We start from the raw sequence: 17346 nt of genomic DNA on the forward strand, positions 1-17346 counted from the left end.
CATCTATTTTTTCGATTTTATCAATCGATTTAAACCCCAGTTTGTAAGTGGAAAGTTAACCAGAACATAACTATATTTCACCCAACTTCTAACTGGAGACAACACAATGTTTAAGAAATCAACTTCAGCTTTGTCTAAAGTAGCTGTTGCGGTATCACTGTTGGTGGCAACAGGCGTACAAGCTACAAACGACATCAAATCAAACCAATTCTGGTGGCCAGAGCAATTAGATCTTAGCCAACTTCGTGCCCATGGCGCAGAGTCAGATCCTATGGGTCCTTACTTTGATTACAAAAAAGAATTCTTAAAGTTAGACCTAAATGCAGTGAAAGCTGATATTGAGAAAGTATTAACTGATTCTCAAGATTGGTGGCCTGCTGACTACGGTCACTATGGTCCATTCTTCATCCGTATGGCGTGGCACGCATCAGGTACGTACCGTACTTTTGATGGTCGTGGTGGCGCAGGCGGTGGTCAACAACGTTTCGACCCATTAAACAGCTGGCCTGATAACGCGAACCTTGATAAGGCGCGTCGTTTACTTTGGCCTGTAAAACAAAAATACGGTCGCAGCATTTCTTGGGCTGACTTAATGGCGTTAACAGGTAACGTTGCGCTTGAATCAATGGGCTTCAATACCTTCGGTTATGCCGGTGGTCGTGAAGACGATTGGGAACCAGATTACGTATACTGGGGTCCTGAAGGCAAAATGTTAACTGACGAACGTCGTGACAAAAAAGGCAAACTTAAAGGCCCATTAGCGGCAGTTGAGATGGGCTTGATTTATGTAAACCCAGAAGGCCCGCACGGTAACCCTGATCCACTTCTAGCAGCAGAAGACATTCGTTTATCATTCGGCCGCATGGCAATGAACGATGAAGAAATCGTTGCGCTAATCGCCGGTGGTCACAGCTTTGGTAAAGCACACGGTGCGAAAAAAGCAACGTGTTTAGACAAAGAGCCAGCAGCTGCAGGTATCGAAGAGCAAGGCTTAGGTTGGAAAAACAAATGTGGTAAAGGTCACTCAGAAGATACCATCACATCAGGTCTTGAAGGTGCATGGACAGTGACACCAACACGTTGGTCAATCAACTACCTACAAAACTTATTCAGCTTTGAGTGGGTTAAAACTAAGAGCCCTGCAGGTGCGACTCAGTGGATCCCTGAAAATGGACAAGCGTCTAATCTAGTGCCAGATGCACACATTAAAGGTAAGCGTCATGCGCCTATCATGTTCACAACTGATATCGCGTTAAAAGCAGATCCTGAGTTCCGTAAGATTTCAGAGCGTTTCTTAAACGACCCGAAAGAGTTCGAACTGGCATTTGCTAAAGCATGGTTCAAACTAAACCACCGTGATATGGGCCCACGTGCTCGTTACCTAGGTGACTTAGTGCCAGAAGAAGTATTAATTTGGCAAGACTACATCCCTGCGGTTGACCACAAACTAGTAGACAGCAAAGATATCGCGTCACTTAAAGCTAGCATCTTAGATTCAGGTTTATCTGTATCTGAACTAGTGCGTGTTGCTTGGGCATCAGCAGCAAGCTACCGCGACACAGATATGCGTGGTGGTGCAAACGGTGCACGTATTCGTTTTGCTCCGCAAAAAGATTGGCCAGTAAACAACCCGAAAGAAGTGGCTAAAGTACTGAGCAAACTTGAGAAAATCCAAACTAAGTTCAACAAAAAAGCATCTGGTGGTAAAGAAATTTCACTAGCAGATATGATTGTTCTTGGTGGTGCGGCTGCAATCGAAAAAGCAGCAAGCGATGCGGGTTTCTCTATCTCAGTACCATTTAAGCCAGGTCGTATGGACGCGTCATTAGAAATGACTGACGTTGAATCATTCGAAGTACTTGAGCCAACAGCAGATGCGTTCCGTAACTACTACAGCTCAGCATGGAAGTCACCGGCTGAAATGTTAGTTGAACGTGCTGATTTACTAAGCTTATCAGTACCAGAAATGACTGCACTACTAGGTGGTATGCGTGCCCTTAACGCGAATACTGACCAAACTAAACACGGTGTATTCACGAAAAAACCTGGCACATTAAGCAACGATTTCTTCGTTAACCTATTAGATATGTCAACGAAGTGGTCTAAGTCTTCTGAGGAAGGTGTTTACGAAGGCCGTGACCGTAAGTCAGGCAAACTTAAGTGGACAGCAACACCAGTAGATTTAATCTTCGGTTCAAACTCAGAGCTACGTTCAATTGCTGAAGTGTATGCCTCTGACGATGCTAAACAGAAGTTCGTTGATGACTTCGTAGCAGCGTGGACTAAAGTAATGACGCTAGATCGTTTCGACCTACGTTAACCCATATTTTCGCAACCAACAAAGCCGCTAAGTTAGCGGCTTTTTTTATTTTCGTTGATAATTTACTCGACAAGGCAGCGGTTTACGTTAAAAATAAAACTTTATTATTATATTTATTTGGACACAGGCATTAGGGATGATTGCGCGCTTTTTACTGCTTTTTGTTATCTACTCATTATGCCTAAGCATGACGACCCAAAGCCGTGCAGATAACTCCCCTATTGTTAATATCGATCAACGTAGCGTTGACCTCACTCAATTTGCTATGAGCTATTTTATTGATAGCACAGGCGCCATGTCTCTTTCGCAAGTTCAGCAGCAAAATTTTACCAACAGTCAAAACGAGCTTACTTTGGGCACTAACGCTAAAACTACGTGGTCAAAAATAGTTATAAAAAATAGCTACAGCGATACCCTACGCTTATTTGTACATAACCCTGATGCCTATCATTTAGAAGAAGTCAGCTTTTACGAAACACAATCAGCACAACTGATAAACCAATCGGTTATCCAACTTGATAAAACAGGCCCTAAAGCCAATATGTTTGGTGGCAGTGCCGTGTTTTCGTTTTATATTGCTCCTAACCAGCAAAAAACAATTTACGTAAAAAGCGTCACTTTTTCTCATCAGTGGTTTGCACTAACGATTTATGATGAAGAGCATTCAAAGCGAGCCCTTGTCGGGAATGGTAATTACATTGCGCTGCTTGTCGGGATGATGTTAGCGCTGATGATTTATAACTTCTTCTTGTATTTATCGGCCCGTAAAATCGAGAACATTGTTTACGCCCTGTATCTTATCTCTGGCACGGTGTGGGTGGCGCTGTCTTATGGTGTTGCTGCTAACTTCTTTGGTATTTTTAGTGCTGAGCTATTACAGCTCAATTCTAACTTACTGAGCATGCCAAGCTTTTTAGTAATTTTTGTAATGCTCATTTTCGAAACCAAAAAGCATTACCCTAAAGAGCATATCGCGCTGTCGATTATTTTGTTCTTACTGGTTGCTGATTTTATCTATAGCTTGTTCGATATTGTGGGGGCATTAAAACCTGCCAGTAGCTTAGCAGCTTTAATGATGACGGTGACATTTGGAGTATCTATTTCGCTGTGGCGAAAAGGTAACACACTGGCAAAATACTTTTTGCTCGGCCACTCTATGTTCGTTATTTTCAATATGCTGGCGGTGCTTTATTACAAGGGGATCAGCGACGCAAACGTGATAAATAGCCACGGCGTTGGCATAGGTATTTTGCTCGAAGCCTTAATGATGGCGTTTATTCTTTCTTATCGAATTAAGAGCCTCGAAAAAATTAAAGCACAGCAAACTGAGCTCAATCGCTTGGTCGATACAGATCCTATGACAGGCCTTTATAACCGCCGTTACTTTGACAGAAAAAGTGAGGAATTGATTGCCGCTATGGCAAGTAATCAGCAAGAGTTAACCCTCCTAATTGCTGATCTCGACCACTTCAAAAACATCAACGACACATATGGTCACGATGTTGGCGATAAAGTCATTATCGCATTTGCCAACATACTCACCTCAGAGCAAGGCCTTGCTGATATAGCCTGCCGTTACGGCGGCGAAGAGTTTGTGTTATTACTCAATTGTAACCTACTTGATGCAAAACAAGTTGCCGAGCGAATTCGCCAAAAAGCTCAAGAAACCTACATCACCATTGATGAAGTACAAACCGTGCAATTTACCGTGAGTATTGGTGTACACAGCGTAGCTCATGCTTCAACAACCGTGAAAGAAACCCTCACCATTGCCGACAAAGCATTGTATAAAGCGAAAAGTAACGGCCGTAATTGTGTTGAAGTGGCTGCTTGAGGGGAAAGTTTCAAGTTTCAGAGCAACATAAGGCGTTAAAACCATTAGCTGAAATGAATGATGGTTGTTCCGGGTTGCTTTTTAGCTTGGTACATAGCCGCATCCGCTTCTTCAATTAGCTGGTTTGCTGCATACACACCATCGCCGAGAAAATGCGCTGTCACACCAATACTTGCTGTGACTTCAATTGACTTACCTTTACAACTAAAAGGGGCTGAAAATTGATCCGCAATTTTATGTGCCAAGCGATTCAGAATCGTCGTGTTAGTTACGCCTGAAATAGTCACTAAAAACTCATCTCCCCCCATTCTTATCACATAATCGGTACTTCTGACGGCAGCTTTAAGTTGCTTTGCAACCCATACCAAAACTTCATCGCCTAGTGCATGACCATGCTGATCGTTGATTTGTTTAAAATCATCTAAGTCGATATAAATAAAGCCCATTCCCTCAGCTACATCACCATTTTCACTAAATACATCATTTAATAATTGCTCTAGATAACGACGGTTCGGTAATTGAGTAAGCGGGTCAAGATTCGCAAGCTCAATCAAAGCCTGCTCTTTATTTTTTCGAGCTGAAATGTCACGCACAATCGCAAGAAGATAGCTTTTCCCTTGATGGTCGATATGACACACACTCACTTCTGTAGGAAAAACCTGACCATCTTTTTGTTTTAAGCACGACTCAAAAATAGTGGTTTCTTGAGCTTTTATACGCTCCACCCTTTCTTGCCATTTAGCCTTGGTATCGTAGTCAGGGTTAATGTCTGGAATGGTTAGTTTTAAAAGCTCCTCCTTTTCATAACCTAAGCACCTATAAGCAAATTGATTACAATTAAGGATTTGACCAAACTGAGGGTTTGCAACAAAGATGGCATCATTCGATTTATCAACCAAATGGGTCAGCAAAATATCCGCGGCCGCCTCTTTATTGACTGTTGTTAAGTCAATAATTTGCGAAATATAACGCACAACATTACCGTCATTATCCATCTCGGCAACAATATTTAGCTGACAATAAATTGCATGACCCAACTTATGCATGTAACGCTTTTCGATTTGTAATGGCTGCTCAGGAAACTGATTAAGCTTGGCACGAATAGCTTTATTTAACTCTCTGTCATCAGCATGAGTTATAACAACATCATCTGCGTACACCTCATCGCCTTCGTAACCTAATAGTTGTTTTAGTGCCGGGTTTGCATATTCGAGTTTACCGCTAGGCGAGGAAACAATGACAGGGATAGGTGTAATTTCTATTAACCGATAAATAGGATTAACAAACATCTGTACGTCATTAAGTTTCATGGGCAACTCGAGTCCAATACATTATTACTACTCAGTAAAATGAAATAATAGACTATAAATTAGCTATCAGCTATCAGCTATCAGCTATCAGCTATCAGCTATCAGCTATCAGCTATCAGCTATCAGCTATCAGCTATCAGCTATCAGCTATCAGCTATCAGCTATCAGCTATCAGCTATCAAAATTATGTAGGGCGTCATTTGGGGTGGCAAGAATTGATTCTAGGTTTTGGGTGCTAGGTGCTAGGTGCTAGGTGCTAGGTGCTAGGCGCAAATAAAAGACATCGAGTTTCTTCTGTGTGAAGCTTAGAATTCAAACTATGTCGTCAAATATTTAATAAAGACTCATCAAACCAAACATCAACATAATCTCCAGCGATTAAAAACCTATAGCCTGGAGGTAGCGCAAGAAATTTTTTGATATCAGGACACCACTCACCTAAATGAGCAACATGAAGAGGAACGAAAAAATCAGGTTCTTCAGAAAACTCTTCTCCACCCCAAATGTACCAACCTGTTGTATCTCCTTCAGGGGAGTGTCTTAGTCCATTAATAGGAATAACCCCTTGCTTGACGTTACGAGAAATACCAACTTTCATATCTTCGGGAGATGATACAAAGTCAGCATTAAATTCATTACATACCAATCTTTGAATTTTTGTAATTTCAGTCATTAAAAATCATGCACCTTTTTCTGCGCTTTAAACACATGGGAGCAGGTTTTGCTTTTTGTCACTACCTCCCCCATGCCAGCAAGCGGTTCTTTTCATTGAGCCGCTTAGCCAGTTTTGAAAACAAAATCCAAGCTACCACAGCTAGAAAAAACAAAGCCCCGCTAGTGCAAACCTTAGGTCTGCGAGTGCGAGGCTTTGGATTTAAATCTCTGATCAACCTAATGAAGCTAAAAGTTCATCATATTTAGATAGAACAGATCTAAAATCATTAGGATTTACAATTTTATCTAGTTTCTCTTTTATCACAGGGATATCCTCTTCTCGGATTCCCTCTGCTAATAAGTTTAAAATAGCGCACCTATCTCGATAATCTCTGGAGTCAGAATAGCAAACTAATAGGTTCCCAATTGAGTATGTTGGATCAAGTTTATATAACGCATAGTGAATACTTAAAACTGTTCCACTCTTAAGCTGCTTATCTTTTAACTTATTAATCAAAAGTTTAATAACTTTTTCATTTTTAGAATTTAGCTCAGCTAGACTAATTACACATGAATCAACGACATAATGGCTTGGGTCATCTAATAATTCGCAAATCTTTTCTAAATTATCAAGTAAATCAAATTCAGCGAGAAATTCTATACAATCAGAGCGAATAAGTTCATCGCTATCTAATAATCCTCTGTTAAAAATATTTTTAATTTCTTCGGTATACTCAAAGCATGCCAATTTAGAAAATGATCTTTCTCTTATTTCACTGTCATCAGATAATACACCTTTTTTAAGCTTATCAAATGATTGTGGGGTTTCATCACTAATAACTTCTATATCATCCATATAAACGTTCAGCATATTAGTCATATCATTTTACTCCAGAGCTCATAGTGTCAGGTCTTTCTTTTGCCACTACCTCGCCCATAGCGTCAGAAAATAATTTAGCTTAACTCTAATGGTTTTATTTAACTACTTATCACCAATCATATGCATGTAAAATAAATGGGTAACCTTATAGTTGTCTAGTTTAGGGGCTAGGTGCTAGGTGCTAGGTGCTAGGTGCTAGGTGCTAGGTGCTAGGTGCTAGGTGCTAGGTGCTAGGTGCTACCAGCATAGTTTGACTTTTTATGAATGCGATAGATTTTATTCAGCGCACTTATCATCACTGACTCGTATGAAACTAAGCTCTTCCTTAATCTGCTGCTTTAGAGAATCATTGGAGACTTTTTGTATATTAGTCCTAAGCATTTCTAGCGCGTAATCACCTTCAACAAGCAAAAGAGAACTGAATGCAGAAGAGCCGACAAAGGTATTTTGATTGTTAATCAATAGCTCAATCAACATATCAACATCTTCACGTTCGCCTAATAACCCGAGCCCACTGATTGCAGAATCCTTTAAAACATTCTCATCCGAGTTAATCATTTCAATGATGTACTTACGAGCACGGCTTTTATTCACGTTAGCATCAAAGCATCTATTCTTAAGGTTTAACCTCCACGTTAGAGAAGATAAGCGAATTAAGTTGTCATTTAGTAAGTGCTTTTGACTAGTATTATTCCAAATATCATTCAAAACCGTGTTGTATATTTCTGGGTTAAACCCTCGACTAGACCAACCGATTGATATTAAGTTTGCAACTGAAAATACAGCAGCCCTATAACGTGTATTCCAGTAAGAACCAAGCTCTATATTTTGCACTGAGGTATCTGCTTTCAATATCGCTTTTTCCAAATCTGATGGCCACTGCCAACTAACATCATCAGCGTGCGAATGAAATGTAATCACCAGTAGAAAAGAAAGTACTAAGTAAGCTTTAAAGCTGTTCATAGAATAATAACCGAATAAAAAAAATAAATTAAAGTAACTTAAATTTAAGCCCAGATATTTCAAACTCTTTTATTTTTTTTACTAAATAGCCTGACATTAATGGATAGTGACCTTTCATATTAGTTATTAGAAAAATAGGATTTTCAGACTCATTAAAGTATTTGAAGCTATAACGCTTAATATCGAGTTTGAAACCATTCAGCTCTACAAAGTCAGAATCATCTTCATTTAGTACATTGATTTCTTTTGTCACAGAAAACAAATATAGAGCTTCACCATCTAGCATTAATTCCGACCAAAACCCGCAACTACTCAATAAATCGTTTAATTTATTATATGCAACTAGGTCACAAACTAAACATTGAGGATGAAGCCAATAGAAGGAGTTTTGCGAAAAGCCTCTTCGTCCTTGAAGCTCAACCTGTAATACCTTCCCACATGGTAATGGATTTTGAACTGATAGAGCCGTCGAAAATAATAAACTCGTTTCTGAGGTATCAACCGGAGTAATAAATTCATCTTCATATTCTGGATAAAATTTATATACTTTATTCATCTATTACTCCATTAATAACAGCCACGCGCTGAAGCACGACCTACAAGCAAGTGCTACCCTAGAACCTAGTTCCTAGGGCCTAGTTCCTAGAGCCTGACCACTAACACTTTTCCCTTTGCAACTCGCAACTCAAATCAACAATACTGCCCTGCTGCAAAGCCGCAGCTCCAGGCGTATTGGAAGTTGTAGCCGCCTAGCCAACCGGTGACGTCGGTGACTTCGCCGATGAAATAGAGGCCCGGTGACTTTTTCGCTTCGAAGGTTTTTGAGCTTAACTCGTCGGTGTCTACACCGCCAAGCGTGACTTCGGCTGTTCTGTAACCCTCTGTGCCGTTTGGTTTAATTTGCCAATTGTGAATGTAGTCATGTAACGCGTCGATTTGCGCATGGCTTAGCTGGTTTACATTACAATCAGGGATCGCTTTAGTATCGTGCAGCATTTCAACAAAACGCTTTGGTAAAATTGTCGCAAGGGTATTTTTTAGTGACTTCTGCCCTTGGCTTTGACGCCACAGCTCAAGCTGCTGTTTTAAATCGAGCTCGGGTAACAAGTTGATGTACACAGTTTGTCCTGCGCGCCAGAAAGAGCTGATTTGTAGAATCGCTGGGCCCGAAAGGCCACGATGAGTAAACAAGATGTTTTCTTTAAACTGGGTGCCATCTTCACTGGTAACCAGACAAGGAATGCTGATCCCCGACAACCCGTCAAAGCGATCTTTATCATGCTGGTGCAACGTAAATGGCACTAATGCCGCCATGGTTGGTAGCACTGTTAAACCAAATTGCTCTGCAATTTTATAACCAATTGGTGATGCACCGAGCTTAGGCATGGTTAATCCGCCCGATGCAACAACTAACGACTCACATTGATAGCTGTCTTGCTCAGTAATAACTTCATAGCCCACATCGGTTTTTGTCACGCTGAGTACTTCGTTACGCAGCGCTATGTTAACACCCGCCCACTCACACTCAGTTAAAAGAATGTCGACGATATCTTGAGCGCTGTTATCACAAAATAACTGGCCCAGCGTTTTATGGTGATACGCCAAGCCGTGACGGTCCACCAGCTCTATAAAGTCATGCTGGGTATAACGACTTAAACACGATTTTACAAAGTGAGGGTTGCCACACAAGTAGTTGTCTGGGCTTGCGTTTTCATTGGTGAAGTTACAACGCCCGCCGCCGCTGATTAATATTTTACGGCCCGGCTTTTTGCCCATATCAAGCACAGTAACATTGCGACCACGGTAGCCTGCTTGTGCAGCACACATCAAACCTGCGGCACCGGCGCCAATCACAATTACATCTACTTGGGTCATTACTCATACTCACTAAAAAAATTTAGCTGATTATAACAAGTTATTGTCGCTGCTGTGTTAACACTGAGGTGTTTTTACAAAAAAGATAAAACCAAAAAACGAAATAAAGCAAAAACTCAAAACCACAAAATTATAACTTTATTATGAGAAAACTACTAAAAAGCACCATAAAAAGACTATTTTAGACGTCTATACATTTAGTTATAACCAAAATAGAGACAACCATAATAAAACGATATTTTAACTAAATTTACATTTATTTTACCTTTGTCCCCCTTCGCGAAAAATATCGTGGAGATTTACATAACAATCTAGGGATCATTATGACAACTAACAACAACTTGAAGAAGTGCGCAATTGCACTGAGCTTGACTGCGTTGTTTGGGACGACGGCAGCAATGGCTACTCCAAACCAACTAATGTCACCATCTATGCAGGAAACTGCAGCGAAATTACAAGGCCAAGAAGGCTTTGGTACACAATTCATCATCAAGTATAAAAACAACAGTGATGAAATGATGACAATGTCGGCAGCAGAACAAACGCCGACTATGATGAACAAAAAAGCAAAAGGCTTTGTTAAAAACTTCACCAGTAAAAAAGGTAAAGTAAAAGCACAATATGTTCGTGCAATGGCGATGAGTAATCACCACGTAATGCGTGCTGATAAAAAACTTTCTGCTCAAGAAGCACAAGAATTCATGCAAGAGATGGTTGCATCAGGTAACGTTGAATACATCGAAATCGACCAAATGTTAAAGCCATTTGCAACGCCTAACGACCCACGTTATGACGACCAATGGCACTACTACGAGCAAGCGGGTGGACTTAACCTTCCTACGGCTTGGGATACAGCAACGGGTAGCGGTGTCGTTGTTGCGGTACTTGATACAGGTTACCGTCCTCATGTTGATTTAAATGCCAACATCCTTCCTGGCTATGACATGATCTCTAATGTGTCTGTAGCTAACGATGGTGGTGGTCGTGATAGCGATGCACGCGATCCAGGTGATGCAATCAGCGCTAACGAATGTGGTTACACACATGGTGCGCAAAGCTCAAGCTGGCACGGTACGCACGTTGCGGGTACTGTTGCGGCAGTAACTAACAACGGTGAAGGTGTTGCCGGTGTTGCTTACAACTCAAAAGTTGTTCCAGTACGTGTACTTGGTAAATGTGGTGGTTTAACTTCTGATATCGCTGACGGTATTATCTGGGCTTCAGGTGGTTCGGTTTCTGGCGTACCAGCAAATGCTAACCCTGCTGATGTTATCAACATGAGTTTAGGTGGTAGCGGTTCATGTAGCTCTACAACACAAAGCGCTATCAACCAAGCACGAAACAACGGCACTGTGATCGTAATCGCTGCGGGTAACGATAACGATAACTCTGCAAACTACAACCCAGGTAACTGTAATGGTGTTGTAAACGTTGCATCTGTTGGTCGTAACGGTGGTCGTGCTTATTACTCAAACTACGGTAGCAACATTGATGTTGCAGCACCGGGTGGCGCACAAAGCTTTGCGAATGACTCTGAAGGTGTTTTATCAACACACAACTCAGGCTCTACAAGCCCAAGCAGCGATTCATATCACTACTCGCAAGGTACATCGATGGCAGCACCACATGTTGCGGGTGTAGCAGCGCTAATCAAGCAAGCTAAACCATCTGCAACGCCAGATGAAATCGAAAGCATCTTAAAATCAACAACTCGTTCTTTCCCTGCAACATGTACAAGCTGTGGTACAGGTATTGTTGATGCAGCAGCCGCTGTGGCAGCAGCATCAGGCACAACACCGCCACCACCAACAGGCAATGTGTTAGAAGATGGTCAAGCCCTAACAGGTTTAAGTGGCTCTGCTAGCAGCCAAACTTTCTACACAATGGAGGTGCCAACAGGTGCAACTAACGTAACCTTCACAATGAGTGGCGGTACAGGTGATGCTGACCTTTACGTTCGTGCAGGTAGCGCACCAACAACGTCAACCTATGATTGTCGCCCGTATAAAGGCGGTAACAACGAAGTATGTTCTATCGATAACCCAACAGCAGGCACTTACCATGTAATGCTCAATGGTTACTCTGCATACTCAGGTGTTAGCCTTGTGGGTGATTTAACAACTTCTGGCGGTGGTTCAGGCTCAGGTTCACCACAAGCAGGTGGCGGCACAGTGACTGATATCTCTGCAAGTGCTGGTCAATGGAAACATTACACACTAGAAGTACCAGCAGGTATGGCAAGCTTCACTGTTACGACGTCTGGTGGTTCAGGTGATGCTGACTTATTCGTTAAGTTTGGTAGCCAACCAACGTCATCTAGCTATGATTGTCGTCCGTACAAAAACGGTAACGCAGAAACATGTACATTCAGTAATCCACAAGCAGGTACGTGGCACTTAAGCTTAAATGCTTACCGTACTTTCTCTGGTGTAACATTGGATGCACAGTATCAACCTTAATAGTTGATCTCCCCAGTATCCCCCTGGGACTTTTCAGCCGGACTTACGTCCGGCTTTTTTGTATTTATACCCAAACCACCTCAAGATGCGAGTTTCAGTTGGAATTAAAAGCGGTTTAGGCAAGGCATTGATTGCAAGTAATAGTGGTTCTATTGTTAAAATCAATAACGCAGTATAAATCGCTTTTAAACCAACCCTTTGGGCGTTTCACAGGCACTTACTCTCATCGTTGTTACTTCTTAAAAGGGACTACCATTATTGCAAAGTAACGCCTTGATATTAAGCACCTGTGAAACGCTGAATTCTGCATCTTGAGGTGGCTTGGGTATATATTAAAGCTTTTCAAGCACAGCTTCAGCGCGGCTTACTACAAACTCTTTGCCTTGTTCAACAAACAGCCCTGTTACCGTTTGGTTTTCAACGATCATCGCATAACGCTTTGAACGTACGCCACCAAAGCCAGCTGTGTCTTTATCTAGACCAAGTGCTTTAGTAAAGCTTGCATCACCATCGGCTAACATACGAATATGCTCAGCGTTATGAGCTTCACCCCATGCTTTCATTACAAATGCATCGTTCACCGATACGCAGTAAATTGCATCAACGCCTTTCGCGGTAATTTTATCGGCTAGCGTAATAAACTCAGGTAAGTGAGCATTTGAGCAGGTTGGCGTAAATGCACCAGGCACCGCAAATAACACTACTTTTTTATCTGCAAATAATGCCTCTGTTGATAGGGTTTGCATGCCCTCGCTAGTTAATTCACTAAGGGTTGCTGCAGGTAAAGTTTGGCCTTGTTCGATCATTGTAATTCCTTGAAAGAAAATAAGAGTACAGAGTATATACCCAAAAAATTGAATACCGCATGATTTAAGGGCAAACAATGCAAACCATTGCTCGCCCCTTGAAGAGTTATAAACCTAAGCTGGTTTTAATGGTGTGCATTTGCTCTTGTAGGCGGTGCTGAATATCACTAACCAGTGAATTTGACTCACTTACCTGCCCTTTCATGCTCTGCATTGATTGGCTAAAGTTTTCGAGTAAGGCATTTTGCTGTTTAGCAAGCTCCATAGCATCAAACGCGACTTTGTTAGCATCTTGCGCGTTATCGGCAACACCTTCTGAGTTACGTTTAAGCTCTTGAGCATTTTGTGTTTGTAGCTCGGCATCAGTAGCCAGTGCACTAATTTGCTCTGATACCATGGTTGAGTTTTCACTTAGGCGGTTTAGCTGATTATTGATGTCATCAAGCGAGCCTTGTGTTTGTCTGGCAAGCTTTCGTACTTCGTCAGCGACAACCGCAAAGCCTCGACCATGCTCACCTGCACGTGCCGACTCAATCGCCGCATTCAATGCCAGTAGGTTTGTTTGCTCAGCAATGTTTTTGATCACCTCAATAACTTGGCCAACATCATCAACGCCTTTTAATAGCTCTTTTAAGCTATCTAGACCTTGCTCAACGCGCTCTTCAGTGCGAGAGCTTGAGGTTAACATGCTGTCGGCAAAGCCTAAGCTCTGCTCCATCGCACCAAAGGTTTGTTTGGCGTTATCAGCAACTTGACCATTAATGTTATTAACCTGCTCACCAATGTGTTGAATATCAGTAAGTAAACCTTGGTTTTGTTCAACCTGAGAGTGGCTGGCATCCGTTTGCTGAGCAATGGTATGTAAGTGCTCGCTCATCTCTAGCATAAAGTCGTTAATAACCTTAAGCATTTGTGCTCGCTCTTCTGCCTCACCACGCTGGCGTTCAATCAATTGATTAAAGTAATGAGCAATTTCACCAACCTCGGTTTTCGGGTTTTTACTCTCAATGTTTTTAAGTTCATTACTTTCAATCAAGAAGGCAAAGCCATCACGCAATTGGCGCAGAGGGTTAAGCACTTGGTTGCGCTGTACAAAATACACACCCGCCGCTAAAACCACCAGCATGCCAATAGCGACACAAAACACGATAAACACTTGTTGCTTAAGCTGGCTTTGTTCATCTTTTAATTTTTGCTCTGCACCGAGCACCGTTGCAGACAACGCGCCGATTTGTTCGCGAAGTGCTTGCATGCCGGTTTGTCGTTGCTCAGCTTGCTCAAGTGTTGATGCTAAATCACGAGGGAAACGTTTAGGCCAGCTTGTTAGCTCTGCTTTAATATCACCGGCTAAATCTTCTGCTTCTTCACCAAAAAATAAAGCGTCTTCATCCACTTCACTCATTACACCTAGGTTTTCGAGTCTGTCGATTTTAGTAGCAAGGGCATTTAAGTTTTCAACACTTTGATTAAGGCTGTTTTTAGTGTCTTGATCAAAGTTGATCACTAACTTGTAAGTATATAAAGCAAGTGATGTCACTTCGCTGTAGTAGTCAGCAGCAAGTTGATAATATTCAAGCGCAAGCGCTGTTTGCGGCTGTGCTTTACGTGCATAGCCAATTAACGAAGAGGCAGAGCCTGCCATTTGTCTTAACGAGTTATCGAGCAGTGCCATTTCGTTACCCGATAGCTTACCTAAAGCGCGATACTTACCATTAATGTCTTTATCGAGGGCCGTAAGTTGGCTATTTAGTTGACCCGCTAGATCATTTGGTAGCTCAGCTAAATGCTGCTTTTTAACATCGCTAATCAGCGTTGAGGCTTTATTTAAGTGTTGGCTGTCACCTTGCTCTAAATAATCATCAAGGTAACTTTTTAAATCAATAATGATGGTGTTTTTCAGCTTATTATAAGCGTTATCTTGCTGCTCTAAGCCGAGTAAGGTTTGACTAGCCCAGAACAGAGTGGCTGCCAGTAAGATACTGGCGAGTGTGAGTAAAACGGCCAATAACCGAGTAAATGATGACACGCGCATAAACGATATTCCCAAGTAACGTTACGCGCGTAGAATATTAACCTTTTATGACAATTTGATGTAAGCCGTAAAAAATAACAGGTAAAAGTGAGAGTAACTAACCCAAAAGGATTAAATAAATACCAATTCGCTTAATATTGCGGATGGTATCAGACCATTGCAGCTTTTACGTATACATCAAAGCGGTTCTTCTTGGTTTTGATTTGCATACTCGGGGTTTTGTCATTTAGAAATGGGGCGTAATCAGGGCGCTTCACAACGACTCGCTTACTAGCAAGCGGATAAGCAAATTCTAATAGATCATCGGCATCGCTATCTCCGCCAACAAGCTCTTGGAATACTCGCATTTCTTTTTTAACTAGGGCTGATTTTTCACGATGAGGGAACATAGGATCTAAGTACACAACATCAGGAGTATCACTACACTGCGCCAGTAAAGTATGGCTTGAGCCAAACACTAGGCTCATGTTTTCTTTCATCCAAGGGCCGATTTCTGCATCGTTATAGGCGCGTTCTAGGCCGTCAAATAATAGCGCAGCAACTACAGGGTGGCGTTCATGCAAAATCACTTTACAGCCTAGTGATGCCAGTACAAAACCATCGCGGCCAAGGCCTGCAGTGGCATCAAGCACCACTGGCGTGGCACCTTTGTTTAACCCTACAGCCTTAGCTATTGCCTGCCCTTTACCACCACCAAACTTGCGTCGATGAGCTGCAGCACCCGTTACAAAATCAACATGAATAGCACCAAGCTTTGGCTCGTCCTTTTTCTTCAGGCTAAGACCTTGGTCGTCATAATGAAGCGAAAATCCCGCATTTTGCTCAGCCCACTTAGCCAAACCAAAACGTTGCTCAATCGCATCTAAATAAGGACGCATTTCTTTAAAAGGACAATGAATTACCACGTAAAACTCCGAGCTATATTATTCGGCGCCAGTATAGCATGGCTTAAAATAGCTCGATATCCGTTTGTGAAGTCACATCTTCGGTCTCACTCGGTTCAGCCATTTTTTGTAAGCTCGCTAAAAGTTCACTACGCGATTCGATAATATGCTTTAGCTGAAACTTTATAAACGATAAGTCTTCATTCAGTGAGGTAAATATTAGCTGGGTTTGTTTTAATTGCTGCAAGTGAAATGCGACTTCGTCGCTGCCCGATAAACCACTTTGCTCAATAGACTTATTTAGCTCATCAAGTTGGGCGGCAAATTTCTCGACAGCATGTTCGCGCGAATCACTGTTTTGGTACATTTGATCAGATAACTCATTAAACGAGTTACCAATTTGCTGCGCCTGAGTCAGTGCCCGCTCATTGTTTTCCATGTCTTGTACTTTGGCGTTAGTCACCTCAAGAATATGCGGGAATAGATCTTTATAACGACCATAAAGCTGGGCATCATCAAGTGGCATGTTTTTGATCAGCATCGACACTTTAGGGTAATTAATAATAGTGCGATGGCTAAAATCAACAAAGCGATTTGCATCACGGTGTTTTTCGAGCAGCTCTTGCTCAAGTGGACACACCCCGCCCTCAGCACTACAAAATATGCCTACATCTTGATACCAAAACGCCAGTACGACATCGAGCTCCATCGGATTAAAAAACTCAAACATATGCTCAGATAACGCTTTGATATCGTGTGCATGATAGCTTTGCCCAACGTAGCGCATTATACGACCCATATCCCCTGAATCTGTCATCGCGATTTCGGCAGTGATTTGCGCTCGCTCTACATCACTTTTAAGCTTTTTAGAGTGCTGACGATATTGATATAACACGCGAATACGTGCCATGAGTTCTTCAGCATTAAATGGTTTTACAATGTAGTCAGCAGCACCTGCGTTATAACCTTTTACACGGTCTGGTAGGTCAGCTTTACCCGATAAAAACATCACAGGCGTGTCTTTTGTTTGCGGGTTAGCTTTTAATTCGTTACATACCTCAAAGCCCGTTTTACCCGGCATTTCGATATCTAGTAAGATGATATCAGGGTTGTACTTTAACGCCTGTCTTAATCCTTCGTCGCCATTTTTAGCATGGATCAGTGTGCAAAAGCCCGATAGCGATTCCTCAATCACATGATGGATATATTTATCATCATCAATGGCTAATACAAGTTTTGACATGCTTAATTCCTATAAACTCTTTTTTAAGAAGGATAGTACGAGAGCGTGATTTTGCGAAGAAATATTAATAAAAAAAGCGCCTTACG

13 protein-coding genes are annotated in these 17346 nt (G+C 41.8%); 3 read left to right on the plus strand and 10 right to left on the minus strand.

Features of this window, described 5'->3' with window-relative positions:
• The first annotated feature begins 106 nt into the window (after nucleotides 1–106).
• Nucleotides 107–2320, plus strand: coding sequence for a catalase/peroxidase HPI (gene katG, locus PASHI_RS13120; RefSeq protein ID WP_062565968.1), 2214 nt, complete (start codon nucleotides 107–109; stop codon nucleotides 2318–2320).
• A 136-nt stretch (nucleotides 2321–2456) separates the two neighbouring features.
• Nucleotides 2457–4154 carry a diguanylate cyclase gene (locus PASHI_RS13125; protein WP_062565969.1) on the plus strand — a complete coding sequence of 566 codons (1698 nt, stop codon included), beginning with the start codon at nucleotides 2457–2459 and terminating at the stop codon, nucleotides 4152–4154.
• A 44-nt stretch (nucleotides 4155–4198) separates the two neighbouring features.
• On the opposite strand, the gene PASHI_RS13130 is transcribed toward PASHI_RS13125, so the two are convergent.
• The 6 genes from PASHI_RS13130 to PASHI_RS13155 form a co-directional block, all read right to left on the minus strand.
• Complete coding sequence (locus tag PASHI_RS13130) at nucleotides 4199–5464, minus strand: sensor domain-containing protein (RefSeq protein ID WP_062565970.1); 1266 nt, start codon at nucleotides 5462–5464, stop codon at nucleotides 4199–4201.
• A 325-nt stretch (nucleotides 5465–5789) separates the two neighbouring features.
• Nucleotides 5790–6137, minus strand: coding sequence for an immunity protein Imm33 domain-containing protein (locus PASHI_RS13135; RefSeq protein WP_062565971.1), 348 nt, complete (start codon nucleotides 6135–6137; stop codon nucleotides 5790–5792).
• Between the two features lie 213 nt (nucleotides 6138–6350).
• Entirely contained in the window at nucleotides 6351–6998 is a 648-nt protein-coding gene (locus tag PASHI_RS13140; RefSeq protein ID WP_062565972.1) for a HEAT repeat domain-containing protein, read from the minus strand.
• 276 nt (nucleotides 6999–7274) lie between these two features.
• Nucleotides 7275–7961: a hypothetical protein gene (locus tag PASHI_RS13145; protein ID WP_156426491.1), complete on the minus strand. Its 687-nt coding sequence runs from the start codon at nucleotides 7959–7961 to the stop codon at nucleotides 7275–7277.
• Nucleotides 7962–7989: 28 nt separating this feature from the next.
• Nucleotides 7990–8517 (minus strand): hypothetical protein, encoded by a 528-nt coding sequence (locus PASHI_RS13150; RefSeq protein WP_062565974.1) that lies wholly within the window; start codon nucleotides 8515–8517, stop codon nucleotides 7990–7992.
• A gap of 134 nt (nucleotides 8518–8651) precedes the next feature.
• On the minus strand, nucleotides 8652–9836 hold the full coding sequence (locus tag PASHI_RS13155) for a BaiN/RdsA family NAD(P)/FAD-dependent oxidoreductase (RefSeq protein WP_062565975.1): 1185 nt from the start codon (nucleotides 9834–9836) through the stop codon (nucleotides 8652–8654).
• A gap of 323 nt (nucleotides 9837–10159) precedes the next feature.
• Between PASHI_RS13155 and PASHI_RS13160 the strand changes: the two genes are divergently transcribed.
• Complete coding sequence (locus PASHI_RS13160; RefSeq protein ID WP_062565976.1) at nucleotides 10160–12295, plus strand: S8 family peptidase; 2136 nt, start codon at nucleotides 10160–10162, stop codon at nucleotides 12293–12295.
• Between the two features lie 332 nt (nucleotides 12296–12627).
• On the opposite strand, the gene PASHI_RS13165 is transcribed toward PASHI_RS13160, so the two are convergent.
• The 4 genes from PASHI_RS13165 to PASHI_RS13180 all read right to left on the minus strand — a co-directional run bounded on the left by PASHI_RS13165 (nucleotide 12628) and on the right by PASHI_RS13180 (nucleotide 17260).
• A complete protein-coding gene (locus PASHI_RS13165) occupies nucleotides 12628–13101 on the minus strand; it encodes a peroxiredoxin (protein WP_062565977.1) in 474 nt (157 codons plus the stop codon).
• 106 nt (nucleotides 13102–13207) lie between these two features.
• Nucleotides 13208–15133, minus strand: coding sequence for a methyl-accepting chemotaxis protein (locus PASHI_RS13170; protein WP_062565978.1), 1926 nt, complete (start codon nucleotides 15131–15133; stop codon nucleotides 13208–13210).
• Nucleotides 15134–15282: 149 nt separating this feature from the next.
• Nucleotides 15283–16038 carry a class I SAM-dependent methyltransferase gene (locus PASHI_RS13175; RefSeq protein ID WP_062565979.1) on the minus strand — a complete coding sequence of 252 codons (756 nt, stop codon included), beginning with the start codon at nucleotides 16036–16038 and terminating at the stop codon, nucleotides 15283–15285.
• Between the two features lie 43 nt (nucleotides 16039–16081).
• Entirely contained in the window at nucleotides 16082–17260 is a 1179-nt protein-coding gene (locus PASHI_RS13180) for a response regulator (RefSeq protein WP_062565980.1), read from the minus strand.
• Between the last annotated feature and the right edge of the window lie 86 nt (nucleotides 17261–17346).

The organism is Pseudoalteromonas shioyasakiensis, from assembly GCF_001550135.1.
GTDB classification, from domain to species: Bacteria; Pseudomonadota; Gammaproteobacteria; order Enterobacterales; family Alteromonadaceae; genus Pseudoalteromonas; species Pseudoalteromonas shioyasakiensis.

Coding starts and splice junctions, on each gene's coding strand:
- PASHI_RS13160 (WP_062565976.1), top strand. CDS start 10,160: ATGACAACTAACAACAACTTGAAGAAGTGCGCAATTGCACTGAGCTTG.
- PASHI_RS13150 (WP_062565974.1), bottom strand. CDS start 8,517: ATGAATAAAGTATATAAATTTTATCCAGAATATGAAGATGAATTTATT.
- PASHI_RS13170 (WP_062565978.1), bottom strand. CDS start 15,133: ATGCGCGTGTCATCATTTACTCGGTTATTGGCCGTTTTACTCACACTC.
- PASHI_RS13155 (WP_062565975.1), bottom strand. CDS start 9,836: ATGACCCAAGTAGATGTAATTGTGATTGGCGCCGGTGCCGCAGGTTTG.
- PASHI_RS13125 (WP_062565969.1), top strand. CDS start 2,457: ATGATTGCGCGCTTTTTACTGCTTTTTGTTATCTACTCATTATGCCTA.
- katG (WP_062565968.1), top strand. CDS start 107: ATGTTTAAGAAATCAACTTCAGCTTTGTCTAAAGTAGCTGTTGCGGTA.
- PASHI_RS13130 (WP_062565970.1), bottom strand. CDS start 5,464: ATGAAACTTAATGACGTACAGATGTTTGTTAATCCTATTTATCGGTTA.
- PASHI_RS13165 (WP_062565977.1), bottom strand. CDS start 13,101: ATGATCGAACAAGGCCAAACTTTACCTGCAGCAACCCTTAGTGAATTA.
- PASHI_RS13135 (WP_062565971.1), bottom strand. CDS start 6,137: ATGACTGAAATTACAAAAATTCAAAGATTGGTATGTAATGAATTTAAT.
- PASHI_RS13145 (WP_156426491.1), bottom strand. CDS start 7,961: ATGAACAGCTTTAAAGCTTACTTAGTACTTTCTTTTCTACTGGTGATT.
- PASHI_RS13140 (WP_062565972.1), bottom strand. CDS start 6,998: ATGACTAATATGCTGAACGTTTATATGGATGATATAGAAGTTATTAGT.
- PASHI_RS13180 (WP_062565980.1), bottom strand. CDS start 17,260: ATGTCAAAACTTGTATTAGCCATTGATGATGATAAATATATCCATCAT.